Annotated in this window: 27 protein-coding genes and 3 pseudogenes; 12 read left to right on the top strand and 18 right to left on the bottom strand. The window is 72.0% G+C overall.

Features of this window, described 5'->3' with window-relative positions:
* Positions 1-147: 147 nt before the first annotated feature.
* Both H8R17_RS18120 and H8R17_RS18125 read left to right on the top strand, forming a co-directional pair.
* Positions 148-375 carry a hypothetical protein gene (locus H8R17_RS18120; RefSeq protein WP_187824243.1) on the top strand — a complete coding sequence of 76 codons (228 nt, stop codon included), beginning with the start codon at positions 148-150 and terminating at the stop codon, positions 373-375.
* Positions 372-647 carry a hypothetical protein gene (locus H8R17_RS18125; RefSeq protein ID WP_187824244.1) on the top strand — a complete coding sequence of 92 codons (276 nt, stop codon included), beginning with the start codon at positions 372-374 and terminating at the stop codon, positions 645-647. The genes H8R17_RS18120 and H8R17_RS18125 overlap by 4 nt, the downstream gene beginning before the upstream one ends.
* On the opposite strand, the gene H8R17_RS18130 is transcribed toward H8R17_RS18125, so the two are convergent.
* Together H8R17_RS18130 and H8R17_RS18135 are read right to left on the bottom strand one after the other, a co-directional pair.
* A complete protein-coding gene (locus tag H8R17_RS18130; RefSeq protein ID WP_187824245.1) occupies positions 644-2,104 on the bottom strand; it encodes an aldehyde dehydrogenase family protein in 1,461 nt (486 codons plus the stop codon). The two genes, H8R17_RS18125 and H8R17_RS18130, sit on opposite strands and share 4 nt — an antisense overlap.
* 112 nt (positions 2,105-2,216) lie before the next feature.
* The gene (locus H8R17_RS18135) at positions 2,217-3,041 is read right to left on the bottom strand and encodes a helix-turn-helix transcriptional regulator (RefSeq protein WP_187824246.1); all 825 of its coding nucleotides are present in this window, start codon (positions 3,039-3,041) and stop codon (positions 2,217-2,219) included.
* Between the two features lie 394 nt (positions 3,042-3,435).
* Here H8R17_RS18135 and H8R17_RS18140 point away from each other — a divergent pair, with 394 nt between their 5' ends.
* Positions 3,436-3,990: an ATP-binding protein gene (locus H8R17_RS18140; RefSeq protein ID WP_262505323.1), complete on the top strand. Its 555-nt coding sequence runs from the start codon at positions 3,436-3,438 to the stop codon at positions 3,988-3,990.
* A gap of 115 nt (positions 3,991-4,105) precedes the next feature.
* Here the strand turns inward: H8R17_RS18140 and H8R17_RS18145 are convergent, their stop codons facing one another.
* The 5 genes from H8R17_RS18145 to rpmG all read right to left on the bottom strand — a co-directional run bounded on the left by H8R17_RS18145 (position 4,106) and on the right by rpmG (position 6,508).
* Positions 4,106-4,363: a DUF397 domain-containing protein gene (locus H8R17_RS18145; RefSeq protein ID WP_187824248.1), complete on the bottom strand. Its 258-nt coding sequence runs from the start codon at positions 4,361-4,363 to the stop codon at positions 4,106-4,108.
* A 333-nt stretch (positions 4,364-4,696) separates the two neighbouring features.
* Entirely contained in the window at positions 4,697-4,930 is a 234-nt protein-coding gene (rpsR, locus tag H8R17_RS18150) for a 30S ribosomal protein S18 (RefSeq protein WP_187824249.1), read from the bottom strand.
* A 5-nt stretch (positions 4,931-4,935) separates the two neighbouring features.
* Entirely contained in the window at positions 4,936-6,075 is a 1,140-nt protein-coding gene (locus tag H8R17_RS18155; RefSeq protein ID WP_187824250.1) for a GTP-binding protein, read from the bottom strand.
* Positions 6,076-6,077: 2 nt separating this feature from the next.
* Positions 6,078-6,335 carry a type B 50S ribosomal protein L31 gene (locus H8R17_RS18160; protein WP_187824251.1) on the bottom strand — a complete coding sequence of 86 codons (258 nt, stop codon included), beginning with the start codon at positions 6,333-6,335 and terminating at the stop codon, positions 6,078-6,080.
* Between the two features lie 8 nt (positions 6,336-6,343).
* Entirely contained in the window at positions 6,344-6,508 is a 165-nt protein-coding gene (gene rpmG / locus H8R17_RS18165; RefSeq protein WP_187824252.1) for a 50S ribosomal protein L33, read from the bottom strand.
* Between the two features lie 62 nt (positions 6,509-6,570).
* Here rpmG and rpmB point away from each other — a divergent pair, with 62 nt between their 5' ends.
* The 4 genes from rpmB to H8R17_RS18185 all read left to right on the top strand — a co-directional run bounded on the left by rpmB (position 6,571) and on the right by H8R17_RS18185 (position 8,854).
* Entirely contained in the window at positions 6,571-6,807 is a 237-nt protein-coding gene (gene rpmB / locus H8R17_RS18170; protein ID WP_031482567.1) for a 50S ribosomal protein L28, read from the top strand.
* Positions 6,807-7,112, top strand: coding sequence for a 30S ribosomal protein S14 (gene rpsN / locus H8R17_RS18175; protein WP_187824253.1), 306 nt, complete (start codon positions 6,807-6,809; stop codon positions 7,110-7,112). The genes rpmB and rpsN overlap by 1 nt, the downstream gene beginning before the upstream one ends.
* A gap of 514 nt (positions 7,113-7,626) precedes the next feature.
* Entirely contained in the window at positions 7,627-8,214 is a 588-nt protein-coding gene (locus tag H8R17_RS18180) for a hypothetical protein (protein ID WP_316959438.1), read from the top strand.
* 106 nt (positions 8,215-8,320) lie between these two features.
* A complete protein-coding gene (locus H8R17_RS18185; protein ID WP_187824254.1) occupies positions 8,321-8,854 on the top strand; it encodes a DUF4232 domain-containing protein in 534 nt (177 codons plus the stop codon).
* A gap of 42 nt (positions 8,855-8,896) precedes the next feature.
* On the opposite strand, the gene H8R17_RS18190 is transcribed toward H8R17_RS18185, so the two are convergent.
* A complete protein-coding gene (locus H8R17_RS18190) occupies positions 8,897-10,000 on the bottom strand; it encodes a DUF2786 domain-containing protein (protein WP_187824255.1) in 1,104 nt (367 codons plus the stop codon).
* A gap of 54 nt (positions 10,001-10,054) precedes the next feature.
* On the opposite strand from H8R17_RS18190, the pseudogene H8R17_RS18195 reads away from it, so the two are divergent.
* Together H8R17_RS18195 and H8R17_RS18200 are read left to right on the top strand one after the other, a co-directional pair.
* Positions 10,055-10,459, top strand: a pseudogene (locus tag H8R17_RS18195) (Clp protease N-terminal domain-containing protein); the annotation flags it as partial.
* A 277-nt stretch (positions 10,460-10,736) separates the two neighbouring features.
* Entirely contained in the window at positions 10,737-12,434 is a 1,698-nt protein-coding gene (locus H8R17_RS18200; protein WP_187824256.1) for a bifunctional 3'-5' exonuclease/DNA polymerase, read from the top strand.
* 222 nt (positions 12,435-12,656) lie between these two features.
* On the opposite strand, the gene H8R17_RS18205 is transcribed toward H8R17_RS18200, so the two are convergent.
* Complete coding sequence (locus tag H8R17_RS18205; RefSeq protein WP_187824257.1) at positions 12,657-13,553, bottom strand: glycosyltransferase family 2 protein; 897 nt, start codon at positions 13,551-13,553, stop codon at positions 12,657-12,659.
* 216 nt (positions 13,554-13,769) lie between these two features.
* Between H8R17_RS18205 and H8R17_RS48695 the strand changes: the two are divergent.
* A pseudogene (locus H8R17_RS48695) lies at positions 13,770-13,880 on the top strand (DNA-binding protein); the annotation flags it as partial.
* A 154-nt stretch (positions 13,881-14,034) separates the two neighbouring features.
* Here H8R17_RS48695 and H8R17_RS18210 read toward each other — a convergent pair.
* The 7 genes from H8R17_RS18210 to H8R17_RS18240 are packed head-to-tail and all read right to left on the bottom strand — an operon-like array spanning position 14,035 to position 22,697.
* Positions 14,035-14,766: an alpha/beta fold hydrolase gene (locus H8R17_RS18210; RefSeq protein WP_187824258.1), complete on the bottom strand. Its 732-nt coding sequence runs from the start codon at positions 14,764-14,766 to the stop codon at positions 14,035-14,037.
* Between the two features lie 35 nt (positions 14,767-14,801).
* On the bottom strand, positions 14,802-15,515 hold the full coding sequence (locus H8R17_RS18215) for a maleylpyruvate isomerase family mycothiol-dependent enzyme (protein WP_187824259.1): 714 nt from the start codon (positions 15,513-15,515) through the stop codon (positions 14,802-14,804).
* Entirely contained in the window at positions 15,512-16,384 is an 873-nt protein-coding gene (locus tag H8R17_RS18220; protein WP_187824260.1) for a fumarylacetoacetate hydrolase family protein, read from the bottom strand. Before H8R17_RS18220 ends, H8R17_RS18215 begins: the two co-directional genes overlap by 4 nt.
* The gene (locus H8R17_RS18225; RefSeq protein ID WP_187824261.1) at positions 16,381-17,469 is read right to left on the bottom strand and encodes a cupin domain-containing protein; all 1,089 of its coding nucleotides are present in this window, start codon (positions 17,467-17,469) and stop codon (positions 16,381-16,383) included. The genes H8R17_RS18220 and H8R17_RS18225 overlap by 4 nt, the downstream gene beginning before the upstream one ends.
* Positions 17,459-19,132 (bottom strand): (2,3-dihydroxybenzoyl)adenylate synthase, encoded by a 1,674-nt coding sequence (locus tag H8R17_RS18230; protein ID WP_187824262.1) that lies wholly within the window; start codon positions 19,130-19,132, stop codon positions 17,459-17,461. Before H8R17_RS18230 ends, H8R17_RS18225 begins: the two co-directional genes overlap by 11 nt.
* 11 nt (positions 19,133-19,143) lie before the next feature.
* Positions 19,144-21,186 carry an acetate--CoA ligase family protein gene (locus H8R17_RS18235; protein WP_187824263.1) on the bottom strand — a complete coding sequence of 681 codons (2,043 nt, stop codon included), beginning with the start codon at positions 21,184-21,186 and terminating at the stop codon, positions 19,144-19,146.
* A gap of 2 nt (positions 21,187-21,188) precedes the next feature.
* Positions 21,189-22,697, bottom strand: coding sequence for an FAD-dependent monooxygenase (locus tag H8R17_RS18240; protein WP_316959439.1), 1,509 nt, complete (start codon positions 22,695-22,697; stop codon positions 21,189-21,191).
* Positions 22,698-22,893: 196 nt separating this feature from the next.
* On the opposite strand from H8R17_RS18240, the gene H8R17_RS48700 reads away from it, so the two are divergent.
* Positions 22,894-23,709 (top strand): PaaX family transcriptional regulator C-terminal domain-containing protein, encoded by an 816-nt coding sequence (locus H8R17_RS48700; RefSeq protein WP_187824265.1) that lies wholly within the window; start codon positions 22,894-22,896, stop codon positions 23,707-23,709.
* A 38-nt stretch (positions 23,710-23,747) separates the two neighbouring features.
* Here the strand turns inward: H8R17_RS48700 and H8R17_RS18250 are convergent, their stop codons facing one another.
* Both H8R17_RS18250 and H8R17_RS18255 read right to left on the bottom strand, forming a co-directional pair.
* On the bottom strand, positions 23,748-24,560 hold the full coding sequence (locus H8R17_RS18250) for a hypothetical protein (protein ID WP_187824266.1): 813 nt from the start codon (positions 24,558-24,560) through the stop codon (positions 23,748-23,750).
* Complete coding sequence (locus tag H8R17_RS18255) at positions 24,557-25,597, bottom strand: MFS transporter (protein ID WP_187824267.1); 1,041 nt, start codon at positions 25,595-25,597, stop codon at positions 24,557-24,559. Before H8R17_RS18255 ends, H8R17_RS18250 begins: the two co-directional genes overlap by 4 nt.
* An 84-nt stretch (positions 25,598-25,681) precedes the next feature.
* Here H8R17_RS18255 and H8R17_RS45725 point away from each other — a divergent pair.
* Positions 25,682-26,140 (top strand): annotated as a pseudogene (locus H8R17_RS45725) (hypothetical protein); the annotation flags it as partial.

A 26,140-nucleotide genomic window follows, 5' to 3' on the forward strand; every position in this document is an offset into this window, starting at 1 on the left:
CAAATGCCTTGTCACACGCGCCCCTCTGGCGAGGCTAGCCCCGAAGGCCGCACAGTGTGAGCGGTTCGCTACAGAACGCGAGAACCCCCGCGACCGAGCCACCGGTCCGGGGGTGTGGCCATCAACCAACGCTAGGGAGCTGACGACATGGGGCACCGTATCGCCCGCTGGCTCTTCGAACCACTGCTACGGCTTCTTCTGCCCGGAACGGGGCGGCGCCGAAAGCCTGTACGGCAGCCGGTGCTCGCCCCATGCCAGTGCCCGCACCTCCGCAGCCGTACCGCGCGCCCCGGCTGGGAGCGCCCCCTGCGCGGCGAGGACAGCCCGCTGGTCCGCCCCTACGTCGCCCGTCACGGAACGGAGATGCCCGTATGACCGACCTCGACACGGCACGGCTGCTGCCCTGGACCGGCGAGGGACGCAAGCCCTGCTATCTCGTCACCGACGGAACCGGCTACCTCGCCCGGCTCGCCGACATCGTCGAGGCCGTACAGCTCGACATGGCGGACGAACTCCTCGGCCACGCGGACGACCTGCTCGCCGACCGCCGGGCCACGCCCGACCAGCTCCGGTTCCTGCTGGCCCGGATGAGCGAGGCGCTGACCGACGTACGGCGGATCGCCGTCAGCCGTGGCCGGAACCGCTAGAAGGGGAAGGCACTCCTGCCGTGCTGCACCGAGATCCACTTCATCGTGGTGAAAGAGTCCAGCATCGTCTCCCCGTTCAGGCGGCCGATGCCCGAGTGCTTCTCGCCGCCGAAGGGGACGATCGGCTCGTCGTGGACGGTGCCGTCGTTCACGTGGAACATGCCCGTGTCGATCTGCTTGGCGAAGGTGACGCCCCGCTCGACGTTCCCGGTGTGGACGGCGCCGCTCAGGCCGTACGGGGTGTCGTTGACGATGCGTACCGCCTCCTCCTCGCCGTCGAACGGGATGATGAAGGCAACCGGGCCGAAGACCTCCTGCTGGAGCAGGGCCGAGTCGGCGGGGACGCCGGTCAGGACGGACGGCTCGATGAGGTTGTCCGCCCGCCCGCCGCGCACCAGGGCCGTCGCGCCCTCGGCGAGCGCCTGGTCGACCACGCCCGCGATGGCGTCCGCCTGCGAGGAGTTGATGACCGGGCCGATGACCGTCTCGGGGTCGCGCGGGTCGCCGGCCTTCAGGGTCTTGACCTTGGCGACGAACTTCTCGGTGAACTCGTCGGCGATCGAGCGGTCCACGAGGACGCGGTTCGCGGCCATGCAGACCTGGCCCTGATGGACGTACCGGCTGAAGACCGCCGCGTCGACCGCGTAGTCCACGTCGGCGTCGTCCAGGACCACCAGCGCGCTGTTGCCGCCCAGTTCGAGCACCGACCGCTTGAAGTTCGCGGCGCACACGGTGGCGACGTGCCGGCCGACCTTGTCGGAGCCGGTGAAGGAGATGACCTTCGGGACAGGGTGCTCGATGAAGGCGTCGCCGATCTCGGCTATGTCGGTGACGACGGCGTTCAGCAGGCCGGCGGGCAGGCCCGCGTCCTCGAAGACCTTCGCGACCAGCGTGCCGCCGCAGACCGGAGTGTTCTGGTGCGGCTTGAGGACGACGGCGTTGCCCAGCGCGAGCGCCGGGGCGACCGACTTGACCGAGAGGAGGAAGGGGAAGTTGAAGGGGCTGATGACGCCCACGACGCCGACCGGCACGCGGTAGACGCGGTTCTCCTTGCCGTCCACCGGAGACGGGATGATCCGGCCCTCGGGGCGCAGCGCCAGGTGGATCGCCTCGCGCAGGAACTCCTTGGCGAGGTGCAGCTCGAAGGCGGCCTTCAGTCGCGTGCCGCCCAGCTCGGCGATGATCGCCTCGCTGATCTCGGCCTCGCGGTCCTCGATCAGCCGCAGCGCCTTCTCGAACACGGCGCGGCGAGTGTACGGGTTGGTCGTCGCCCACGCTTTCTGGGCGCGCTCGGCCGCCCGGTACGCCTGATCGACCTCGTCCACCGTGGCTATCGTGATCGACGCCAGCTTCTCGTCGTCGTACGGGTTGAAGTCGATGATGTCCCAGGAGCCGGTACCCGGGCGCCACTCACCGTCGATGTACTGCTGAGCCAGGTCGGTGAAGTACGACGACATGTGATCCCTCAATCCGTTGCTGCCACGGCAGACCCTTGATCAACTTCACCAGCTGATCACATGTCATCGTACTTGCGTGACACACGAGTTGAAGGAGTCCTTGGAATACTTGTCAGGAGAGTTGGAGGAGTCCCCGCAGGAGGTCCCGGCTCTCGGCCGGGCCGGGGCTGTCCTGTTGCAGCTCCTTCAGCGTCTTCTCGTACTGGGCGACGTCCTCGTGCTTGTCCAGGTACAGGGCGCTCGTCAGCTGCTCCAGGTACACCACGTCCGACAAGTCGGACTCCGGGAAGCTGAGGAGCGTGAACGCGCCACTCTCGCCGGAGTGGCCGCCGAAGCTGAACGGCATCACCTGCAGGCGCACGTTGGAGCGCTCCGAGATGTCGATCAGGTGCTGGAGCTGGCCGCGCATCACCTCGCGGTCGCCGTACGGCCTGCGCAGGGCCGCCTCGTCGAGGACGATGTGGAACTCGGGCGCGACCTCGGAGACGAGGTACTTCTGCCGCTCCAGCCGCAGCGCCACGCGTTTTTCGACGTCCACCTCGCTCGCGCCCTTCATGCCGCGCCTGACGACCGCGCGGGCGTACTCCTCGGTCTGCAGCAGCCCGTGCACGAACTGCACCTCGTACGCCCGGATCAGCGACGCCGCGCCCTCCAGGCCCACGTACGTCGGGAACCAGCTGGGCAGCACGTCCGAATAGCTGTGCCACCAGCCCGCGACGTTGGCCTCCTTGGCCAGGGACAGCAGTGAGGCGCGCTCCTGCTCGTCCGTGATGCCGTACAGCGTCAGCAGGTCCTCCACGTCCCGCGCCTTGAAGCTCACCCGGCCCAGCTCCATGCGGCTGATCTTCGACTCGGAGGCGCGGATCGAGTACCCCGCGGCCTCGCGCGTGATGCCCCGTGCCTCACGCAGTCGCCTGAGTTGTGATCCGAGCAGCATGCGCCGCACCACCGATCCCGGCTCTCCCGCGCTCACGTTCGCCAGCCTCCCCAACCGTCTTCAGGGGCCGAAGTCTGCCACTAAAACACTCCGAGCAGTACTCGTCCGGTTACGGAAACGGAATCCGGCCATGGAATCAACCCGGGATCCGGCGGGCGGGCGGCGTGCGGAGGTGAGGAAGAGGCATGGCAAAGGCGAGCCAACGGCAAGGATCAGCCGAGAAGATGACGGAAAAATTGCCCAACAAGCGGGGCGGGAAGGTCCATTTCGGTCACGTGCACGTGCATCTGCCCTTGCATCTGCTGTGCGCATCCGAAACCATGGTCCCGCACCACCGCTGCATCGCCGCCGCGAATTCCCGGGAGTGCCTCGCATGGGGACGAATGGATCGACCATGCTCCAGCCGTTACGGCAGGGCCTTCCGCCACTGGACCCCGCAGCCGCGTCCAGCGCCGCCTCCTGTGTCCTGCCCGCCCGCTACGAAGCGGTGCGCGAGGCCCGGCAGTTCACCCGCAGAACACTCGACCAGTGGGACCTGGGCGACCGCTTCGACGACGTGTGTCTCGTGGTCTCCGAGCTGGTCACCAACGCCCTGCGGCATGGCCTGCCGCACCACCGCCCTGCCGGCGAGGCCCTGCGGGCCGCGCCTTTCGACTCGGCCGGCGCGCCCCTCGTGTCCGACCCGTGTCCGGCGCCGAACCCGCAGGTGCGGCTGCATCTGATGCGCTGGACCGAGCGGCTGGTGTGCGCGGTGCGCGATCCGAGCCACGACAGCCCGGTGGCCCGTGACACGGACGACTTCTCGGCGGAGTCGGGCCGGGGCCTGTTCCTGGTCGAGTCCTTCGCCGACGGCTGGGGCTGGCACCCGCTGGCGGACACGCTGAGCGGCAAGGTGGTGTGGGCGCTGTTCCGGCTACCACGGCCGGGCGCGCAGGACCCCGCCAACTGACGAAACGCGGCGCTTCATCGCGCCGCGTTTCTACGCGCGTTACGACGCGTAGGGTCCCGATTGCCCCGAGTTACCCGGGAGTTCTCGGGCGCCCGCCATGGCGCCTCCCGGGCGTTCAGCCCCCGACCAGATGGTCGAATTCCCCGTCCTTGACGCCGGCCAGCATCGCCTCGATCTCCGCGCGCGTGTAGACGAGCGCGGGGCCGTCCGGGAACCGGGAGTTGCGCACGGCGACGTCACCCCCGGGCAGCCGCGCGAACTCCACACAGGAGCCCTGCGAGTTGCTGTGCCGGCTCTTCTGCCACGGCACGCCGTGCAGCTCCGTGGCCGCCATGCCGTTGTACACGTCACCGTCGTACACGTCGTGGTCCACAAGTCGCTCCCCGGTGGTGCAAGTGCACTGGCTGGTGTGGCCTTGATGCAGTGGTCAACTGGACCGGATCATAGCTCTGTTCATGTGCAGATGCATGCGCAGATGCACGTGCACGCGGGGTCATGCCGCGATTACAGGTTTGGTGACCGCTTTGCCGACTCCTATGGAGTCCTTTGACCTGTTTGACGGACGGGCCGGTGAAGACGTTCCCAGCGCCTGCCCCGCTCTGCGGGGGTAATTCCGTACGGGGAGGTGCGGGGTACGTGAAAGGCCGTCGCAGGTGCCCCGGAATCGGCGGCACCTGCGACGGCCCTGTGTCCGCGTGTTGGTGTTTCAGCGGCTGGAGTACGGCAGCAGCGCCATCTCGCGGGCGTTCTTGATGGCCTTCGCCAGCTGCCGCTGCTGCTGGGAGGACACGCGCGTGACCCGGCGGCTGCGGATCTTGCCGCGGTCGGAGATGAACTTCCGCAGCAGGTCGGTGTCCTTGTAGTCGATGTACGTGACCCCGGCCGCGTCCAGCGGGTTCGGACGGTGCTTCAGCGGCTTGCGGTCGGTCTTGCGGGGCATCGGGGTCAGACCTCCAGAAGGGTGTCGAAGGCGTGCGGCAACCGCTGCCAGGCGTCGCGCCCGGCGGCGTACTCGGCGTCGGTCAGCAGGCAGGACTCCAGGAGCCGTTCGAGTCCGTCGCGGTCGAGGCCGGGGGACGTGAAGACGAGGTGCTGGCAGCGGTCCCCGTGCTCGGGCTCCCAGTCCAGCGCGGCGGCGGCCCGGCGCACCGGCGGCACCATCTCCCAGGCCGCGTCCGGCAGCGAGGCCAGCCACGGTCCGGCGCCCTCCACGCACAGGGCTCCGCCCGCCGCGTCCCAGTGGAAGAGGGTGTCCGGCTTGTCAGCCAGCCAGAAGCGGCCCCGGCTGCGCGCGGCGGCGCAGGTCAGGTCCTCCAGCGCCGCGTACAGCCGCTCCGGGTGGAAGGGGCGGCGCCGGTGCCACACGAGGGTGGACACGCCGTGCGCGTCGGCCTCGGCGGGCAGCAGCGCGCACGCCGGGTGCTGGGCCGCCGCGGCCGACTCCACGTCGAAGCCGGCCAGCGCGGCGCCCGCCAGGTCACCGTGGCCGATCAGGACCTGGCGGGCCGTCGGGTGCAGCTGCGCGAGCAGTTCGCGGTCCTCGTCGTCGGCCTCGTCGGAGTCGACGACGGCGAGGACGGGGGCGTACTCCAGCTGGCGCGCGAAGGTGTCGGCGACCGTGCGCTGGTCGGTGGCCGCCGCGGCCAGACCGCCCTCGGCGAGGTCGTCGCCGTTGCCGAGGTACGGCAGCACGAGCGCCGGGTCCACGGCCGTGATCACGCCGGTGACGGTGAGGCCGCCGGCCTCGACCACCTCCGCCATGGCCTTCGGCTCGACCGAGTCCCACAGCTCGATGACGGCGAGCCGGGTGCCGCCCGCGTCCCGGATCCGCTCCAGCTCCGGCACCAGGTCCTCGCGCAGGGCACAGCACGCACAGTCGTTGACGAGGGGCGCCTCGCCGGTGGTGACGATGCCGTGGGCGTCCCGGATCGTCCGGACGACGGTGCCCGCGGCAGCCGTCCCCAGGTCGTGGTGGAGTACGACACTGCCGGGCACCTCGGCGAGCAGCTGCGCCACGGTGGCGGTGCGGGCGTCGGCGTGCAGCCCGCCGACGATCACGACGGAGAGCGACGATGCTTCAGTCACCGTCAGGCCTTCTTCCCGTACCGGCGCTCGAAGCGCTCCACGCGGCCGGCGGTGTCCAGGACGCGGGCCGTGCCGGTGTAGAAGGGGTGGCTGACGTTCGAGATCTCGACGTCGACGACCGGGTAGGTGTTGCCGTCCTCCCACTCGACGGTCTTGTCGCTCGGCACGCCGGCCAGTGTGGAGCGGGTCAGGAAGGCGTAGTTCGCGGCACGGTCACGGAAGACGACGGGACCGTACTCCGGGTGGATTCCCTTGCGCATGGCGGAGTTCAGCGCTCCTCTCGGAAGTCGACGTGGCGGCCGACGACCGGGTCGAACTTGCGCAGGGTCATGCGGTCCGGGTCGTTGCGGCGGTTCTTGCGGGTCACGTAGGTGTAGCCGGTCCCGGCGGTGGACCGGAGTTTGATGACCGGGCGGAGTTCGTTGCGTGCCATGCTGGTATCTTACTGAAAATGACTTCCATTTACACAACGGCTTCGAGAGAGGTGCATCACCCGTGTCCGCGCACTGCATGCTGACCGGCGCACAGCCCGGATTCGGCAACACGATCTCCCACTCCCACCGGCGGACCTCCCGCCGCTTCGACCCCAACATCCAGACCAAGCGGTACTGGCTGCCGAGCGAGGGGCGGTATGTGCGACTGCGGCTGAGCGCCAGGGGGATCAAGACGGTCGACGTGATCGGGGTCGAGGCCGCCGTGGCCCGTATCCGTGCCAGGGGAGTGAAGGTCTGATGGCGAAGAAGAGCAAGATCGCGAAGAACGAGAAGCGGCAGGAGATCGTCGCCCGGTACGCCGCCCGGCGCGCCGAGCTGAAGGAGATCATCCGCCGGCCGTCCTCGACGGACGCCGAACGGCTCGCCGCGCAGGAGGAACTGCGCAAGCAGCCGCGCGACGCCAGCGCCACGCGCGTGCGCAACCGGGACTCGGCGGACGGGCGGCCCCGCGGCTACTTCCGCGCGTTCGGGCTGTCCCGCGTGAACCTGCGGGGACAGGCCCACGCGGGGTACCTGCCCGGGGTGCGTAAGTCGTCCTGGTAGGCGCCGGGGTGCGGCGGCCTTCTCCGGGCGGGCACGGCCCGGTCCGGGCGGGCACGGCCCGGTCCGGGCGGGCACGGCCCGGTCCGGGCGGGCACGGCCCTCTCCGGGCGGGCGCGGGTGCCGTGGCGAGCGCCAGTGTCGTGGCGAGCGCCGGGATGCTGCGTGGACCGGCGCCGTGGCAGGCGCGGCCCGGTCCGGGTGGGTGCCGGGGGTCCTGCGGGCGCCGGTGCCGCGGCGAGCGTTGGTGTCGTGGAAGGCGCCGGGGTGCTGCATCCGGTGCCGTGGCAGGCGCGGCCCGATCCGGGTGGGTGCCGGTGGCGTGGCGGGCGCGGCCCGGTCGTAGCGAGCGCGGGCCGGTCCCGGCGGGCGCCGGGGTGGTGCGTGGGCCGGTGCCGGTGGGCAGCGGTGGGTTGTGCGGGCGCTCCTGGTAGCTTGCTGCGGTCGTTTCGGCCAACCGGCCGACGGCCGCGGGCCCGAGGGCCGCGGGCGACCGGCTACTGCTTGGGAGCTTCCAGTGACTTCGGTGACTTCGGCTACTTCGGCTTCTACGGCGAGTTCCGCGGCGGCCGTCTCGTGCCCCGCGCGCGGGGCGTCCCGCCGGCGGGCGCGGATCGCTGCCGTCGCCGCGGTGCTGGCGGGCGCGTTCGCGCTCACCGCGTGCAGCGACGGCGGCGACTCCGGGGGCAACGCCGCGGACACCCCCAGCCCTTCGCCGAGCGCGTCCGCGGACACGGGCGGCGGCACGGGCGGTTCCGGCGGTTCCGGGGGTTCGGCGTCCGGCGACTCGGACGGCCTCCAGGGCAGCTGGCTCGCCACCACGGGCGGCAAGGCCGTGGCGCTGGTGATCACCGGCAGGAAGGCCGGGCTCTTCGCGACCGGCGGGACCGTGTGCAGCGGATCCGCCGACAAGGAGTCGGGCACGCAGCAGGTCCGCCTTACGTGCACGAACGGCAGCAAGGACCGGGCGGCCGGAAAGATCGACTCCGTGACCAAGTCCACGCTGAAGGTGACCTGGGAGGGCAGCCTCGGCCAGGAGACGTACACCAGGGCCGAGGGCGGCAAGCTGCCGACGGGGCTGCCCACGCCGAGCCCGGGGTCGTGACGAAGCTACGGAGGACTCGCGAGAACCGGGGGTCGCACGCCGCGGGCGTCACGTCGTACGTGATGATCCATGGGCACCGTCACCGGACCACCCACAGGGAACCCCCATGCGCGCCACCCGGCTCACCGTCACCGCCCTCGCCGCCGCCCTCCTCCTGACCGCCTGCTCGGACGGCGGCGACGACAGCAAGGGCAACAGCACCAAGGCCAAGGACAGCAACGCCTGCGACCTCGGCGGTATCGGCATCGAGGTCGGCCCCGCGAGCGCCGCCCCCGCCGCCGGTGACACGGGCAACATCCCCGTCTCCCTCACCAACCAGAGCGAGCCCTGCACCCTGGAGGGCTTCCCCGCCGTCCAGCTGGACGGCGGCGACGCCTCCGTGAAGGTCGCGGCGGAGCAGGGCGGCCAGGCGCCGAAGCTGTCGCTCCCCAAGGGCGCCTCCGCGTCCTTCACGATCACCTACGTGCGCGGGGCGGCGGGCGACGGCAAGAGCCTCGACGCCAGGACGCTGAAGGTCAGCCTGCCGGGCGGCCCCGACAGCAAGACGTTCCCGTGGACGTACGGTCCCGTGGCCGGGAAGGGCGGCGACAAGAGCGCGCCGGAGGCCACGGTCAGCGCGTTCCAGCAGGCGGGCGACTGAGTCGGCTCACGACAAGCGCGGCAGTCAGACAGGCGCGGTCACTCACGGCAGATGCGGCCGCCGCCGCACCTCGGCCCGGTCCGCCGCCCGCGCGCCCTCCGTCCAGCCGGCCGCGTCGCTGCCGCCGCGCAGGCGGGTCGTGGTCGCCTCCGGGAACATGTGGTCCGCATGCGCCGTGACGGCGACTTCGCGCGAGGCGAGCACCGGGAGCAGGTCGCCGGTCACCTGCGTCCCGGCGGCGGCCTGGAGGCGGGTGCCGACACGGTGGGCGTAGGCCGCGAGGAAGGACTGCCGGAAGGTCTTCGTGCGCTTGCGGCCGCCCGCCCGCTGGGCGGCCTCCGCCTTCGTCATCGCACCCTCGGCCTGCACCAGGAGCGAGGCGTAGAGGAGTTCGACCGCCTCCAGGTCCGCCTCGAAGCCGACGACGGTGGAGAAGCCGAACGGTTCGTTCCACACGGCCTGGCAGTGGTTCGCGGCGGCGACCGCGTCCAGCAGCACCGCCTTGGCCTGCTCGTACGGCGGGTCGACCCCGATCCGGCAGGCGCCGGGCGCGTCCGGAGCGGGCGCGTCGGCCGCGAGCAGCGCCTCGTCGACGCTGTGCCGGGCCATCAGTTCCTGCGCCTTGGCGCTGAGCGCCTCCGCCTCCTCCGGGTAGGCGGTCGCCTCCGCCTTGGCAAGCAGCGCGCGGATCCGGCCGAGGGCGGGGGACGGCGGCCCGGGGCGGTCCGAGGCCGCCTGGTCGAGGGGTTCGAGCGCGGGCAGCCGCAGCAGCAGGCGGTACAGCTCCAGGACGGCAGTGGCGTGCGAGAAGCGGTCCGTGCGGGGCAGGTCCCCGGCGGCCGGCGCGGCCAGCTGCGCGGCCCAGCGGCGCCCGCGCGGGCGGTCGTCCGCCGCCTGCGCGCGGATCAGCGCCGACACCAGCCGTACGTGGATGTCGTCCAGCTCGCGCCGTACGACCCGGACGACGTCCGCTGGCTGCCAGCCACGCCGCCACGTCCCCGCCACGAACTCCGCGCCGCGCCGGGCGAGTTCCGCGTCCGCCGCCGGGTCGGCCGCGAGCAGGGACGCGGCGGTGTCGAGGGTGGTGTCGGCGGTGTCGTACAGGGCGGCCCGGAAGGCGCGGTCGACGGTGCTGGGCGTGGTCACCGGCCGATCGTGCCATGCGAGCCGTACGGCTGACGTGCGGCGTCTCACTCCCCCGCCGGGACCCCCGAGGGCCGCCCCGAGCACCTGGTCCTGGGTCTGCTGGCGGACCCGGAGGGCCTGGCGGCGACGGCCATCACCGCGCAGGGGGTCACCCTCGACGAGGTGCGCCAGGCGGCCACCGCGGCACTGCCGCCCGCAGCGGCCGAGGTCCCCGAACTCGTCCCCTACGGCTCCGACGCCAAGAAGGTCCTGGAACTCACCTTCCGGGAAGCCCTCCGCCTCGGCCACAACTACATCGGCACCGAGCACATCCTGCTGGCCCTGCTGGAGCACGAGAACGGCCAGGGCGTCCTCAGCGGGCTCGGCATCGGGAAGGACGCGATCGAGTCGTACCTGACGGAGCTGCTGGGCGCGCTGCTGAAGTCCCGCGAGCAGGAGCAGGGCAAGCAGGAGGGCTGAGGCGGTCGCCCGTGGTAAGGGGTCCCTGCACTATGAGCGCCCGATTAGGTCGCGTGGTCTGGTGCCGTGCATCGCAAGGCGCCGGAGAGCCCTCGATGGGGGTGCCCCCGCTCGACCGGAGCCGAGAGTGGGGGAGGAGCTACCAGGGCTTTTCGGCAACGCGGCGAGGTGCGGTGCCAGACCACGCGACCCGGGCGGGCATAGTGCAAGGACCCCTAAGGGGGCTGGAAGGCCGCAGGTCAGGCCCGTTGTCAGACCTCCCTGCCACACTCACGGTATGACCGACCGGTGGGCGCTCGCTCCGGCCGAGGGCGGTGGCGTGGAGATCGCCGCCCTCGGCCCGGACGGGCTGCCCGCCGGACCGGTGCTGCGGGAGCCGGATCTCGCCGGGGCCGTGCGGAGCCGTCCGGATGTCACGCGGTGGGTGTGGCGGTCCACCGCCGAGGTCTATCCGCGCCTGCTCGCCGCGGGGGTGCGAGTGGAGCGGTGCTACGACATCGAGGACGCCGAGACCCTCCTGCTCGGCCACGAGGGGCGGTACGGCGAACCCCGCTCGGCCGCGGCCGCCCTGGCCCGGCTGCGCGGCGGCCCCGTACCGCCCGACCCGCCCCAGCGGGCCGCCGAACCGGGCGCGCAGTCCCCGCTGTTCGAGCCGGAGGGTGTCAACCTGCCGCTGGCGGACCTGCTCGCGGTCTACGCCGAGCAGCAGCGCCGGCATGAGAGGGCCGAGTACCCCGACCGGATGCGGCTGCTGACGGCCGCCGAGTCGGCGGGGATGCTGGTGGCCGCCGAGATGAACCGCGCCGGGCTCCCCTGGCGTGCGGACGTGCACCGCGAGGTGCTGCACGGCCTGCTCGGCGAGCGGTACGCGGGCGGCGGCGAGCCGCGCCGCCTGGCCGAGCTGGCCGACGAGGTGTCCGACGCGTTCGGCCGCCGGGTCCGGCCCGATCTCCCCGCCGACGTGATCAAGGCCTTCGCGCAGGCCGGGATCAAGGTGAAGTCCACGCGCCGGTGGGAGATCGAGTCCGTCGACCATCCGGCCGTGAAGCCGCTCGTCGAGTACAAGAAGCTGTACCGCATCTGGGTCGCGCACGGCTGGTCCTGGCTGCAGGACTGGGTGCGGGAGGGGCGGTTCCGGCCGGAGTTCCTCGCGGGCGGGACGGTGACCGGGCGGTGGGTGACAAACGGCGGGGGCGCGCTGCAGATCCCCAAGGTGATCCGGCGGGCGGTGGTCGCCGACCCCGGCTGGCGGCTCGTCGTCGCGGACGCCGACCAGATGGAGCCGCGCGTCCTCGCTGCGATCTCCCGCGACCTGGGGCTGATGGAGGTCGCCGGGCGGGAGACCGACCTGTACCAGTCGGTCTCCGACCGCGCCTTTGCCGGCGACCGCGCCCAGGCCAAGCTCGCCGTGCTCGGCGCGGTCTACGGCCAGACCTCGGGCGACGGCCTGAAGAACCTCGCCGCGCTCCGCCGCCGCTTCCCCAAGGCGGTCGCGTACGTCGACGACGCCGCCCGCGCGGGCGAGGAGGGACGGCTCGTACGGACCTGGCTGGGTCGGACGTGCCCGCCGGCGGCCGGGGCGGGTGACGACACCGTGGAGGAGGCGGGCCTTCCCCAGGAAGATCCGGCCGACTCCCCGGCCCCCGGCCCGCAGGAGTGGGTGCCCGGCTACGCCTCCACCAACGCCCGCGCCCGCGGCCGCTTCGCCCGCAACTTCGTCGTGCAGGGCAGTGCCGCCGACTGGGCCCTGCTGCTGCTCGCCGCGCTGCGGCGGACCTGCGCGGACATGGCGGCGGAGCTGGTCTTCTTCCAGCACGACGAGGTGATCGTGCACTGTCCCGAGGAGGAGGCCGGGGCGGTCGTGGCGGCGATCCGGGAGGCGGCGGACCTGGCGGCACGGCTGACGTTCGGTCAGACGCCGGTGCGGTTTCCGTTCACTACAGCGGTGGTGGAGTGCTATGCGGACGCCAAGTGAGCGAGGGCGGCCCTCGCCGTGCCAGTCGCCGTGCCCACCGAGGATGCGCAGGCTCTCCTCTCGGATCTGGCCCGGGGGCGCGCGTACGACGCGCAGCTCGGGGGAGTGTCGCCGCCGCGGCCGGATCCAGGGACGTACGAGATCCCCGACGGCAGAGGTGAACGACCGGGGCCCTCGTCCCTGTCGAGTGTCCGGGTCAGGGCGATCGACGGTCCCGCCGGGTCAGATGACGGGCGGCCGGCCCAGCCGCGTCAGCCGCCACACCGTGCGCCACCGCATCGGCCGCCGCTCCCCCGCCGACTCCCGCAGGCCCTCCGCGAACCCGCCGAACCACGCGCGCAGCGCGGCGCCGCGCGAACGGTTCCGTACGAGGGTCAGGAGCACCCAGACACCCAGGTGGACGGGGACGAGCGGGAGCGGCAGCCGGCGGCGGACCAGCCAGACCCGGTTGCGGGCGTTGACCCGGTAGTAGATGGCGTGCCGCGCGGGCGAGGTCTTCGGATGCCGGAGCAACAGCTCTGGCGCGTACAGGATCCGCCAGCCCGCGTCGGCCGCGCGCCAGGCCAGGTCGATCTCCTCGTGCGCGAAGAAGAACTCCCCGGGCCAGTCGCCGACCTCGTCGAGCATCGCCATCCGCAGCGCGTGCCCGCCGCCGAGGAACCCGGTGACGTACCCGCCGCACAGCGGATCGCCCTTGCCCAGCCGGGGCACGTGCCGCTGCTGGGTCTCGCCGTGCTCGTCGGCGATGCGGAAGCCGACGATGCCGAGCCGGTCGTCGGCCGCGTACAGGTCCCGGACTCGGCGCAGCACGTCGGGGTCGACGAGCAGACCGTCGTCGTCCAGGTCGACCACGACGTCGATGTCGCCGAATTCGCGCAGCCGGGCGAGGGCCACGTTGCGCCCGCCGGGGCAGCCGAGGTTCTCGTCCACCTCTACCGGGGTGACCTCACCGGGCAGCGACAGTCTTCCGGCGAACTCGGGCAGCGGGCAGCCGTTGCCGACGATCACGATCCGGGCGGGCGGCACGTCCTGCTTGGCCACGGACTCCAGCAGGGCGTCGAGCTCCTCGGGCCGGTTTCCCAAGGTCACCACGGCGACCGCGATCCTCGGCTCCGCCAACGTCTCTCACCTCATCCGGCCGGCGACGGCGCCCACGTCCTTGCCGCGCGGGATCCGCCGTTCACCAAGATGTTGCCTGAGGAAATCGGTTGCGGCGGCAGCAGTTCACTACGCGTCCCCTATACGGGCAAGTTTTTTACGCGGACTCGGTGGTGTTCCTGGCGGACGGGCGGCCGGCCGGTGGGTCGGTGCCACAGCCTGATGCCCGGCACGCTCCTCCGGTGGGTAACCTCCCGGATCGACGTCCATGACGTCACCAAGAACGTCACCGACCAAGCCGCAGCGCTGTTGCGCGACCACCGCCGCAGAGGCCACAAGCACGCCATCGAACGCGGACGGTGCATGAGCTGTTCGAAAAACAGGCGGCACGGACTCCGGACGCCAGGGGCGTCCTGCCCATTCCCGCGGAGCCGACGATCAGCAACGTGGCGGGCCCACCCGTCCGTCGCACGGCGGACGGGTGGGCCGGGTTGCCGCTCGGCTACCGGGCGGCGCAGGCCCGGACGAAGGCGTCGGCCAGTTCGGCGGGGCGGGTGAAGCAGCCCTCGTGGCTGCCCGGGGTCTCGACGATCAGCGGGTTCTTGAGCCGCTGCGGGAAACGGTTGCCCCAGGCCCAGTCGCCGGGCAGGGAGAGGTCTTCGGTGGACAGGACGTAGGCGGTAGGGAGGTCGAGCGCGGTGAACGCCGACGTGTCCGGCTTCTCGGTGAAGGTGCCCAGGGGCTGGGGGACGAGGAGGGAGTGCACGATGCGCTGGGTCTCCTCATCGGCGTCCTGCATGAACGCCTGCTGCCAGACCTCCAGGGGCAGCGTCACCGTGTCGTTGCCGGAGGCGGCCGCCAGGGCGTGGAACATCTCGCCGTAGTGCGGTGGGCACGCCTCGATCAGCGACTCGCCGTCGTTCGGCACGAACGCGCTCCAGAACACCAGGCGCCGTATTCGGGCAGCGAGCCTCGGGGCCGCGCCGGTCAGAACGTAACCGCCCCAGCTGTGGCCGACCAGGGTGATGTCGTTCAGTCCGGCACTCTCGACGTATGCCACGAGGCTGTTGGCGCAGTCGGTGAGAGTGACGCCGCGCGGGTCGTCGTCGGCGCCCAGGCCGGCCAGGGTCGGGGTGTGCACTTCGTGTCCGGCCGCTCTGAGCTCGTTCGCGACCGGGCGCCAGGCCCACCCGCCGTGCCAGGCTCCGGTCACCAGGACGAAGGTCTCGCTCATGCCGATCTCCCTTGATCGAGTGATGAAAGCCGGAATCACAACCAGCGTGGAATGCCCGGGAGTTCACCCGTGACAAGCAGCTCGTCGATGCCGCCCCGGCCGGTGAGCCAGGCGGCGAGGGCGTACGGCGGTCCGGTGACCGTGACACCGGTGCAGGGCGTGCCGAGCACGACGGTGCCGTGGCCCTCCGCCGTCAACTCGGCGCCCGCGTCCGGTTCGACGCGGGCCGACATCCATCCGGCCACATCGCGCACGAGGGCCCACGCGAGGTCGGACGGCAGGACGTCCATGCCGACGCCGACGTCCAGGTCGACCAGGTGGATCCAGACCTCGCGGACCCGGAGCCAGGGCACTTCCGAGGCCGGGATCTCGCGCCCCTGACCGCTGACGACCGTGGCCGACCAGGCGTCGCCGGACAGGGCCTCGGCGGCTTTCCGGAACCGGGCGGCGGACTCCCGTACGTCCGCCCGCTGTTCGGTCGGTGGCCGTCCGGCGCCCGCCTCGATGTCCGTGGCGCGCTGGTCCGGCGAGGCGTACATGGGCGTACGGATCCCCGTCCGGGCCCAGGTCAGCAGGTTGACCAGGGCGTCGGCGTTGCGGGCGAGGTGGGTGAGCAGGTGGCCGCGGGTCCAGCCGGGCAGGGCGGACGGCTCGGTCACCGCGTCGGCGGTCAACGCGTCGACCGCCCGCTGCAGCGCGAACTGCCCGTCCTCGACCCAGTCCAGCAGTGTGGCGACGGAGACCTTCACGGCTTGTCCACGACGATCGTGTTCACGCACTCCCCGATGCCCTCGACCACGGTCCGTACGACCTGGCCGGGCTTCAGGAACACCTTGGGGTCGCGGGCCGCGCCGACGCCGCCCGGTGTACCGGTGAGGACGAGGTCGCCCGGTTCCAGCGTCGTGAACGTGCTGAGGTACGCGGCGATGTCCGCCGGGGTGAAGAGCAGGTCGGAGGTGCGCGAACGCTGCATGACCTCGCCGTCCACCTCGCAGCGGATCTCCAGGTCGGCCGCGTCGCCGACCTCGTCGCCGGTCACCAGCCAGGGCCCGGCCGGGGTACTGGCCTCCCACGCCTTGCCCTGCAGCCACTGCGGGGAGCGCCACTGCCAGTCCCGCAGGGAGATGTCGTTGACGACGGTGTAGCCCGCGATCGCGGCCGCCGCCTCCTCCTTGGTGGCCCGGCGGTGCAGCCGGGAGCCGATGACGAAGCCGAGCTCGGCCTCCCAGTCCAGCTGCTCCGTCTCGCCCGGGTAGACGATGTCGTCGCGGGCGCCGAGCAGGACATTGGCGAACTTGGCGAAGAGGGCGGGGTACGACGGCATCTCGCGGCCCATCTCCGCGATATGGGTGCGGTAGTTGTGGCCCACGCAGAAGATCTTGGCCGGGGTCGTGACGACCGGGGCGAGGTCGAGTGTGGCCATGTCGTGCGCCGGCCCGTCGGCGGCGGTCGCGTACGTACGCCAGTCGGGGCGGCGCAGCAGGGCGGCGACGTCGGGGGCTCCGGTCTCCACGGCCCGGTCGCCGTCGATGCGGACGGCCGCCGTGCCTCCCCCAGCCTTCGGCCGGGGGGACCCCCATCTCACTTCGTTCGCGGTGCGGATGGTGGCGAGCTTCATGTGCGGGTGCTCCCGGTCGTCTCGGTGCGGGCGAGGTTGAGCGCCTCGTAGAGGGGCGCGTCGTTGAAGGTGAACAGGTCGAGCTGGGTGTGCGCGGCGATGGCCAGCGCGCACCAGGAGGGGACGGCGATCAGGTCGCCGGCGGACACCTGGATCACGCGGTCGTCGAGGGTGACGGTCCCGCTTCCGCGGAAGACCTGCCAGACGGAGGAGCCGACGGTTCGGCGGGTGGCTGTCGTAGCGCCCGCGCGCAGGCGGTGCATCTCGGTGCGCAGGCTGGCCAGGGCGTCACGGCCGGTGCCGGGGTTGGTGAAGCGGATGCCCGCGTGGCCGGGCTCGATGACCCCCGCGTACCCCTCGTCCTCCAGCTCCAGCTGGGCGGTGAGGGCGTCGTCGGTGTCGGCCCGACGGTAGGCCATGAGCGGGGAGTCGGGGCTGTCCTCGGCCGCGATCGGGCGCAGCCCGGGGTGGCCCCACAGCCGCTCGTTGCGCGACCGGGTCGGGGTCGACCGGTCCGACACGCCGTCCTCGCCGAACTCGAAGAACCCGGCGTCGAGGCGGTGCACGAGCGGGATGTCGAGGCCGTCCAGCCACACCATCGGCGCGTCACCGACGTGGTGGTGACCGTGCCAGTGCATCGACGGCGTGAGGAGGAGGTCGCCGGGGCGCATCTCGACCGCGTCGCCGTTGACGACCGTCCAGACGCCCTCGCCCTCCAGGATGAACCGGAAGGCGCCCTGGGAGTGGCGGTGCGCGGGGGCGACCTCGCGGGGGCCCAGGTACTGAATGGCCGCCCAGAGGTTGGGAGTCGCGTACGGCCGTCCGGGCAGGCCGGGGTTGGCGAGCGCGATCGCGCGGCGTTCCCCGCCGCGTCCCACCGGGACCAGGTCACCGGACCGGCGGGCGAGCGGCAGCAGGGTGTCCCACTGCCAGAGGTGCGGGACGGCCTCGGGCTGCGGGGTGAGCGGCATGAGGTTGCCGATCTCGGTCCACAGGGGGATGAGTCCGGCCGCCTGGAATCCGTCGTACAGCTTGCGCAGTTCGGGGTCCGTCTCCTCCGGGGCGATCACTGTGTCACTGGTCATCGGGGGTTCCTTCGGCGTCGAGCCGGCGCGTGATGTCGGCGCGCAGCGCTTTCTTGTCGATCTTTCCGACCTTGGTGGCGGCGAGTTCGGGGACCGTCACCAGCCGGTCCGGGAACTTGAAACGCGCGATACCGGCGCGCTCCATGACGTGGTGGACGTCGTCGAGGGTCACCGTGCGGCCCGGTTCCGGTACGACGTAGAGGCAGACTCGTTCGCCGAGTTCGGCGTCGGGCATCGCCACGGCGGCGGCGCGGGCGACGCCGGGGGTCTGGTAGGCGAAGTTCTCGATCTCCTCGGCCGAGATGTTGTCCCCGCCCCGGATGATCATGTCCTTGTCGCGGCCCTCGACGACGAGGTTGCCGTCGGGCAGCAACCGCACGATGTCACCGGTGCGGTACCAGCCGTCCTCGGTGAAGGCGCGCGCGTTCTGCTCCTCGGCGCGGTAGTAGCCGCGCGGGGTGTACGGGCCGCGGGTGAGCAGCACGCCGGGGGTCCCGTCGGGGACGGGATCGCCCAGCTCGTCGACGACGCGGAGTTCGTCGTCCGGGCACATGGGGCGCCCCTGCGTCGTGCAGATGACGTCCTCGGGATCGTCGAGCCGCGTGTAGTTGAGCAGCCCCTCGGCCATCCCGAACACCTGCTGGAGCGTGCAGCCGAGTTCGGGGCGGACGCGGCGGGCGACGTGGTCGGCGAGCCGGGAGCCGCCGACCTGGAGCACGCGCAGCGAGCTCAGGTCGGCCTCCGCGTGGTCGCGGTGGTGGTCCAGCCAGCGCTGGGCGATGGCCGGGACCAGGGCCGAAGCGGTGACGCCCTCCTGCTCGATCAGCGCGAACGCCTTCTCCGGGTTGGGGGAACCCAGCACCACCCGGCCGCCGTGCAGCAGCGTGCCGAGCAGGCCCGGGCAGGCGAGCGGGAAGTTGTGGCCGAGGGGCAGCGCGGCGAAGTACACCGTGTCCGCCCCGAATTCACAGACCTCGGCGCTGCGACGGGCATTGTAGACGTAGTCGTCGTGCGTGCGGGCGATGAGCTTGGGCAGCCCGGTCGTACCGCCGGAGAGCAGGAAGACGGCGACCGAGCGGCTGTCGGGCCGGTACGCGTCGACGGCGGCCCGGTCCGCCGGCGTGCCGGGCGCGGCGCACAACTCCCGCAGGTCCACGGCGCCGTCGCCGGCCTTGTCGCCGAGCACCAGGACATGCTGGAGGGTTGACGACTCCTCGCCGATCTCGAACGCCATCGCCTGGTGGTCGTGGTCCTTGAGGAAGTCGGGGACGGCGACGGCGACCGCCTCACTGTGCTCGACCAGGTAGCCGACCTCGTGCTTGCGGTGCCCCGGCAACGCCATCACCGGGATGACCCCGAGGCGCAGACAGGCGTACGTGAGGATCACGAACTCAGCGGTGTTGGGCAGCTGCACCACGAGCCGGTCGTCGGGGCGGAGCCCGAGCGCGGCCAGGCGCAGTGCGGTGGCGTCCGCGCGCTCGGCGAGCCCCCGGTACGTCAGGCGGCGGTCCCCGTCCACGAGCGCGACCGCGTCGGGGGCCGCGTCGGCGGCGGCGTGGAGCCGGTCGCCGATGGCGTGGCCCTCCCAGTAACCCTTCGCTGTGTAGCGCTCGGCGTACTCCGCGGGCCAGGGGACAGCGCCGTTGCTGCTCGGCCTTGGCATGGGCGTTCTCCTCAGGTGCGGTCGGCCGTGCGTACGATCACGGCGTCCAGGGCGATCAGTCCATCGGCAGTCAGCCGCAGCGGGTTGATCTCGATCTCGGCGGTGCCGGGGCTCGCGGCCAGGGCGGCGGCGAGGGCGGACACGACCCGCCCGAACTCGGCGCGGTCGAGCACCGGCCCGCCGCGCCAGCCGTCGAGCAGGGCGCGGGCGGCCAGGTCGTCGGGCATCGAGGCGGCCTCGGCCACCGGGAGCGGGGCGAGCCGGATCGCCACGTCGGCGAGCGCCTCGGCGGCCGTACCGCCCAGCCCCGCCAGCACGACCGGCCCGAACACGGGGTCCCGGCGCACGCCGAGCACGAGGTCGACACCGGCCGGGGCCATGGCCTCGACCAGACAGCGCCGGTCGCGTCCGATGGCGTCCAGCGCCGCGTCGAGTTCGTCGGGGGTGCGCACGCCCAGGTGGACCCCGCCGACCTCCGTCTTGTGCAGGATCGCGGCGTCGAGCACCTTGACCGCGACGGGCCCGCCCAGCAGGCGCAGGGCGTGGTGGGCGTCGGCGGGGGTGTCGCAGGCGACACGGTGCGGGGTGCGGATGCCGAGGTCGGCGAGGAAGGTCTTGGCGGCGTCCTCGTCCAGGGGGCCGGGGGGAACGGTGGCGGTCGGCGGCGGCGAGGCCCCGTCGGCCGGGAGGGCCCGCTGTCGGGCATGAGTCACCAGCGCCCGTACGGCGTTGGCGGCGGACGCCGGTCCGGTGAGTACCGGAATCCCCGCCTTGTGCAGCCGTGCCCGCTGCTCGGCCACGTCCTCGGGGAGGCCGCCGACGACCACCACGGCCGGGGAATCGGCACCGAGGCCGGCGTCCTGGGCGGCCGAGGCGAGGTCGACGCTGTCGGGCTCGGTCAGGGCGTAGACGGACAGCAGGTCCACCTCCGGGTCGGCGGCGGTGGTGTCGAGCACGCGGGCGAAGGTCTCGCCGGGCCGGCCGGTGTCGACCGGGTTGCGCTGGTAGGTGAGCGGGCTCAGCAGCCCGCCCAGCGTGCGCTGCGTGGCCTCGGACAGCTCCGGCGTCCGGATGCCGTCCGTGCCTGCCCGGTCCGCCAGCAGCAGCCCCGGCCCGGCCTGGGCGGTCACGATGGCGAGCCCCGGGTCCGGGTGCGGACGCAGCTGGATCCGGGAGAGCGCGGTGAGCGCGTCCACCATCTCCCGCTCGTCGTCCACGACCACCGCCCCGGCCTGCCGCAGCGCGGCCCGTGTCGTACGCCAGCTCGTGGCCAGCGCCCCGGTGTGCGACCGGGCGAAGTCACCGACGTCACTGCGGCCGACGACCAGCGCCACGACCGGCTTGACGGCGGCCACCAGCCGTACGGCGGCCACCAGCCGTGGCCCGTCCGGAACCGTCTCCAGGTGCAGGGCCACGGCCGTCGTACGACCGTCCCCGGCGAGGTGCTCCAGTGCGTCCGCCACCGTCACGTCGAGGCCCGCCCCGACGCCCACACCGAGGCTGATGCCGTTCCCGGCGGTCACCAGGTCGAAGGCGAGCGCGTGGTTGACGCCGCCGCTGGCCGCGACGACCGCGACGTCCCCGGCGGGAAGCTGCCCGGCGGCGGGCACGAAGCTGGCCGTCAGGCCGAGATGAGGCGCGAAGAAGCCGGAGGTGTTGGGGCCGAGCAGCCGGATGCCGGTCTCGTCGGCGACGCGGCGCACCGCCTCCGCGTACTCCTCGCCCTCCGGGCCCGCCTCGCCGAAGCCGCCCGCGCAGATCAGCGCGGCACGGCAGCCCGCTGCGGCCGCCTCGGCGAGCGCGTCCGCGCAGCCGGCCGCCGGCACGCACAGCACCGCCAGGTCGAGCCGTCCGCCGACGTGCTCGGCCGCTTCGGCGACCGAGGCGTACACACCCTCGTCGGGGTCCGGGCGGCGCGCGTTGACGAGGGCGCGGGCCCCGGGGAAGGCGGCCAGGGAACGGGCCATGGCGGCGCCGAGCTTGCCGCTCTGCCGCGAGGCGCCGATCACGACCACGCCCTCGGGGGCGAAGAGCGGCGTCAGGTTCGTGGTCATGGCTACGCCCGCCCCTCTTCCGTGGAACCGACCAGATCGGCGCGCCCGGACAGCAGCAGCGTCTCGGCGCGGTCGGCGTCCATCCCGTCCTCCACGATCAGCGCGGGCACCCCGTGCACCAGCCGGGCCTGTTCCGCGAGCAGCTGCCGGGTGAGGGCGGTCCCGGCGTGGACGGCGACCAGTTGCGGCGGGGTCGTACCGCTCACGGCACTGGCCAACTCCTCGTACACCGCGGGCAGTCGCGCCTCGCCCTGCGGCGCGGTCAGCGACAGGCACGCCACCCCCGCGAGGTCGGCGCCGGTCACCCACCGCACCGCGAACTCCTGCCCGCCCACCCGCAACGGCGTCTCCAGGGGGTCCCGCCCCTCGTGCGCCGCCCGCCAGTCCCCTACGACCTGCTCGACGAACTCCGGGTCGCGGCGCGCGATCCGTTCCTTGCCGATGCTGCGGGAGAGGAAGTGGAAGGCGAACCGGGTCGGTTCGAACGCGTCGTGGTAGCGCCCGAAGTGCTCCCACCAGGACAGGCTCGGCCGGGCGGAGGCCTGGATCTTCTCCACCGAGGGCCGCGCCGCCGCCTCGTACGCCTCCAGGGCGGCCGGCAGGTCGTCGCGGTGGGCGAGCAGGCTGCCGGCGAGGGCGATGGCGTCCTCCATGGCCATCTTGGTGCCGGAGCCGACGGAGAAGTGGGCGGTGTGCGCGGCATCGCCGAGCAGGACGACGTCGCCGCTGTGCCAGCGGCGGGTGCGGCGGGTGCGGAAGTTGCCCCAGCGCGAGTTGTTGACCAGCAGTTCGTGGCCGTCGATCTGCTCGGCGAAGAGCTTCTCCAGGTACGCCTTGGTCTTCTCGTCGCTCGGGCCGGGCGGCTGCGAGGTGTCGAACTCGTCGAGCCCCGCCCTGCGCCAGGACTCCTCGTCCGTCTCCACGATGAAGGTGCTGACGCCGTCGCTGATCGGGTAGCCGTGCACGGCGAACGTGCCGTGCGGCCCGTGCTCGTGCACGAAGGTCAGGCCGTCGAAGGGATACGTCGTGCCGAACCAGATGAACTTGGCGGTCGCGACCTCCACCTCCGGCACGAGCACGTCGGCGAGGCGGTCACGGAAGCGCGAGTTCGCCCCGTCGGCGGCCACGATCAGGTCGTAGTCGGGCAGCTGCGCCGGATCGGCGGGGACCTCGTGGCTGAACCTCAGATCGACACCGACCTCCGCCGCCCGCCGGTGCAGCAACTGGAGCAGGGTCTTGCGGGTGATCGCCGCCATGCCGTTGCCGCCACAGCGGATCCGCTGCCCCTTGAGCCGTACCTCGATGTCGTCCCAGTGACGCCCGTGCTCCGCGAGAGCGGTGCGCAGGACGGGGTCGGCGGCGTGGATGCCGGCCAGGGTCGCATCGGAGAAGACCACGCCGAAACCGAAGGTGTCGTCCGGGCGGTTCCGCTCGAAGACCGTCACCTCGACCGACGGATCGGCCTGCTTGAGGAGCGTTGCGAAGAACAGCCCGCCGGGGCCCCCTCCCACGCAAGCGATCCGAGAAACCATGGCTTGTGCCTCCATGTCCAGTACCGGAGCGAGCCGCCCCGCACACCGACATTGTGTGTCACTAGCCACACGGACGTCAATCATCTGTTACTCAAATGAAGGGCCGTGCCGCCTGACGTTACGGCTGATGCGATGCACCTCCGCAACGGCCGTCCGTATGACATAGTCGGTTTTCGTGAAACCTCGATCGATCGTCTTCGACCTGTTCGGCGACTACGTCCGCTACCGCGGAGGCGCCGCCCGGCTGCGCACCCTCAGCACACTGATGGGCTGCTTCGGCGTCGGCGACAGCACGGTGCGCGTGGTGCTCGCACGCCTGCGCAAGGAGGGCTGGTTCGACGTCCGGCGCGAGGGCAGAGAGACGCTCTACACGCTCAACACGCGCAGTCTCCAACTGCTCGACGAGGGCCGCTCACGCATCTTCGACCCGGCCCCGTCCGACTGGGACCGCCACTGGTACATGGTCATCTACTCGGTCCCCGAGACCGAGCGGGGCGTACGCGACCGCATCCGCAAGGAGCTGGCCTGGCTGGGCTTCGGCCCCCTGGCCCCCTCCACGTACGTCTCCCCGCACGACCGCATACGGCAGGTGAGGGAGAAGTTCGCCGACGAGCCCGCCGTACGCCTGGACACCCTGCGTTGCCAGTCGTCGGGCCTCCCCGTCGACCGCGAGATGGCCGCCCGCTGCTGGGACCTGGCCGCCCTCAACGAGGACTACCGGGAGCTGCTGCGCACCTACCGCGGCCGGATGCCGTCCTACCGGGCTGGGCATCTCAGCCCCGAGGAGGCGATGGTCGAGCGCATGCAACTGACGTACGACTACCGCAAGTTCCCCTTCCGCGATCCCGACCTGCCGACCGAACTCCTCCCGGCGGGCTGGGTGGGCCACGAAGCGCACGAGATGTTCCTGGAGGCCCACGAACTGCTGGGTCCTGCGGCCGAGTCCTTCTACGACGAGGTGGCCGGATCCCGTCCGGTGTCACAGAAATAGTGCCGGGCCCGTACGTCGTACGGGCCCGGCTTCTGGTCTTACGGCCTTACGGAAGCAGGGAACCCAGCAGGGAGCCGACGGCGGTCGTCCTCCCCGTCGAACGTCCGCGAGCCGCAGCCCGCGAGCGTGACCTTGACCGGCCCGTCGCTCACCACGCGCAGCTTCGCCCCGCAGTCGACCTTGGCCCGCTGCGGGTCGATGGTGACGGCGCCGATGTTCCTGGCGTCGATCACCAGCTCGTTCGCCTTCGAGGCGGCCACCGGGGCACTGCCCAGCTCCCGCCCGTCGGCGGCGCCCACGACGTCGGCTGTCGTGCCGTGCACGGTCACGAAGACCTGGGCCGGCATCACGGTGTTCGCGCCGTGCGGGGCGGGCAGCGGCTGGTCCGAGTCGCCGAGGGCGATGGTGGTGGCCACCAGGCCCGGGTCGGTCATCGTGGTGTACGCGATGCGGAAGGCGGTCGCGTCGGCAAGGGGCTTGGCCCGCAGCTCGACCAGGTCGGCGGCGTTGGAGCGGTAGGCCGGGTCGGTCGGGTAGGTGTAGGTCCTCAGCAGGGTGTTGACCGGCCACTCGTAGTCGGGACCGGCGCCGTGGTCGTCCCAGAGGCAGCCCTGGTAGAGGAACTCGCCCTCGCGGTACGCGCTGGACATGCAGACGCGGGTCGGATCGGCCTTCCAGACTCCGGTGTTCTCCAGCTGGGGCGCCTTTGCCTCGGGCTCGTTGAGGATCTGAGGGCCGGGCCAGGCCCGCGCCTGCGACGTGTCCTTCGCGGCCGTGGCGGCCGGTACTCCGGCCATCGCCGTGGCGAAGGCCACGGCGGCGACGGTCAGCGACCTGGACAACGTGCTCATGCGGTACGGACCTCCACCTGGGCCGCCTGCTCGGAGGCCTGCGTGGCCTTGCCCGGCAGCAGGAGTACGACGGCCGTGGCGAGCGCGGCGGGGATGGCGAAGGCGTAGAAGTTCCACTCGATGCTGACCTTGGAGTCCAGCAGCAGACCGCCGAACAGCGGTCCCGTGATGGCACCGAAGCGCCCGATGCCGAGGGTCCAGCCGAGCGCGGTGGCCCGGACCTCCACCGGGAAGTGCTGAGCGACGTAGCCGAGGACCAGGATCTGGGCGCCGATGGTGCCGAAACCCGCGATGGCGACGAGGACATACATCAGCGGCGCCGCGGTGGCGATGCTGAGCAGGGACATCGAGGCGGCGGCCGCCAGGAAGGACAGCAGGGTGATCGGCTTCATGCCGAACCGGTCACCCAGCGGCGAGAACAGCACCGAGCCGATGACCGCGCCGAGGTTCATCACCAGCAGGAACAGCAGGGAGCTGGACAGGGGGTAGCCGGCGGATCGCATGATCTGCGGGAGCCAGGTGTTCAGGCCGTACACCAGCAGCAGGCCGAAGAAGCTCACCACCGCGAACAGCACGGCGGGCAGCGCGTGGCGCCGGTTGAACAGGGCGGCCGGGCCCCGCTTCGGCTGCGGCTCGGCCGTGGCGGGAGGGGCCTCCGGCACGGGAACGCCCAGGCGCGCCGCGGTCCGCTCGGCCTCCTCAAGGCGCCCCTTCGCGACCAGGAACACCAGCGATTCCGGCACGTAGCGCACCAGCAGCGGCAGGATCAGCAGCGGAACGGCACCGAGCCCGAACAGGAACCGGAAGCCCCACACCGGCAGCAGCGCCATGGCCAGCACCGCGGCGAGGATGCCGCCCACGGAGTAGCCGGAGAACATCAGCGCGTTGTTGAAGCTGCGGCGGCTCGGGTCGGAGTACTCGGCCGTGAGCGCCACGGCGGTCGGCATCACGCCGCCGAGCCCGAGCCCGGCGAGCAGCCGGAAGAGTCCGAACCTGATCGCCGCCGCCTGGTTCGCCGCCGGCTGCGACTGCTTCACCCTCTGTGGGACACAGCCGGCCCGATAGCATCGAATGCGACAAGGGCAACAGACTCGATCAACTCAGGGGACGGGCCGGCGGTCATGGGTGGGGCAGCGGGGTTGCGAGTGCCGGTGGGCGAGGACTCTGAGCGGTGGGTCACACGCGTGGGCTGCCGTCGTGTCCTGTTCATCGTGCACAACGTCACCTCCGCGACCCGCCTGCTGGATGTGCTCCCGCTGTTCCACAGCGACGTTCGCGTGCAGTTGCTGGCCACCTGTACAGGTTCGTCCCCGTTTCTCGCCGGAGTGCCCGAGTTGTTGGCACGGGCAGGACTGCCGGCGCTCCCTTGGGAACAGGCCAAGGACACGACGTTCGATCTTGCGGTGGCGGCGAGCTACGGCGGCGAACTAGGTGCAATACAAGGCAAATTGGTCATATTGTCGCACGGCGTAGGGTATAATAAGAAACTTGCGACGCCGGACGCCGGACGCCGGACGCCGGACGCCGGACGCCGGACGCCGGACGCCGGACGCCGGACGCCGGACGCCGGACGCCGGACG

This window comes from Streptomyces sp. TRM68367, from assembly GCF_014495685.1.
Classification (GTDB): domain Bacteria; phylum Actinomycetota; class Actinomycetes; order Streptomycetales; family Streptomycetaceae; genus Streptomyces.

What these genes read in the sequence shown, in the direction of transcription:
- H8R17_RS18185 (WP_187824254.1), top strand. Translation starts at nt 8,321, where the DNA reads ATGCGCGCCACCCGGCTCACCGTCACCGCCCTCGCCGCCGCCCTCCTC.
- rpsR (WP_187824249.1), bottom strand. Translation starts at nt 4,930, where the DNA reads ATGCCCCGCAAGACCGACCGCAAGCCGCTGAAGCACCGTCCGAACCCG.
- H8R17_RS18140 (WP_262505323.1), top strand. Translation starts at nt 3,436, where the DNA reads ATGCTCCAGCCGTTACGGCAGGGCCTTCCGCCACTGGACCCCGCAGCC.
- H8R17_RS18135 (WP_187824246.1), bottom strand. Translation starts at nt 3,041, where the DNA reads ATGCTGCTCGGATCACAACTCAGGCGACTGCGTGAGGCACGGGGCATC.
- H8R17_RS18125 (WP_187824244.1), top strand. Translation starts at nt 372, where the DNA reads ATGACCGACCTCGACACGGCACGGCTGCTGCCCTGGACCGGCGAGGGA.
- H8R17_RS18120 (WP_187824243.1), top strand. Translation starts at nt 148, where the DNA reads ATGGGGCACCGTATCGCCCGCTGGCTCTTCGAACCACTGCTACGGCTT.
- H8R17_RS18235 (WP_187824263.1), bottom strand. Translation starts at nt 21,186, where the DNA reads ATGACCACGAACCTGACGCCGCTCTTCGCCCCCGAGGGCGTGGTCGTG.
- H8R17_RS18220 (WP_187824260.1), bottom strand. Translation starts at nt 16,384, where the DNA reads ATGAAGCTCGCCACCATCCGCACCGCGAACGAAGTGAGATGGGGGTCC.
- H8R17_RS18130 (WP_187824245.1), bottom strand. Translation starts at nt 2,104, where the DNA reads ATGTCGTCGTACTTCACCGACCTGGCTCAGCAGTACATCGACGGTGAG.
- H8R17_RS18200 (WP_187824256.1), top strand. Translation starts at nt 10,737, where the DNA reads ATGACCGACCGGTGGGCGCTCGCTCCGGCCGAGGGCGGTGGCGTGGAG.
- rpsN (WP_187824253.1), top strand. Translation starts at nt 6,807, where the DNA reads ATGGCGAAGAAGAGCAAGATCGCGAAGAACGAGAAGCGGCAGGAGATC.
- H8R17_RS18210 (WP_187824258.1), bottom strand. Translation starts at nt 14,766, where the DNA reads ATGAGCGAGACCTTCGTCCTGGTGACCGGAGCCTGGCACGGCGGGTGG.
- rpmG (WP_187824252.1), bottom strand. Translation starts at nt 6,508, where the DNA reads ATGGCACGCAACGAACTCCGCCCGGTCATCAAACTCCGGTCCACCGCC.
- H8R17_RS18160 (WP_187824251.1), bottom strand. Translation starts at nt 6,335, where the DNA reads ATGCGCAAGGGAATCCACCCGGAGTACGGTCCCGTCGTCTTCCGTGAC.
- H8R17_RS18225 (WP_187824261.1), bottom strand. Translation starts at nt 17,469, where the DNA reads ATGACCAGTGACACAGTGATCGCCCCGGAGGAGACGGACCCCGAACTG.
- H8R17_RS18250 (WP_187824266.1), bottom strand. Translation starts at nt 24,560, where the DNA reads ATGAGCACGTTGTCCAGGTCGCTGACCGTCGCCGCCGTGGCCTTCGCC.
- H8R17_RS18230 (WP_187824262.1), bottom strand. Translation starts at nt 19,132, where the DNA reads ATGCCAAGGCCGAGCAGCAACGGCGCTGTCCCCTGGCCCGCGGAGTAC.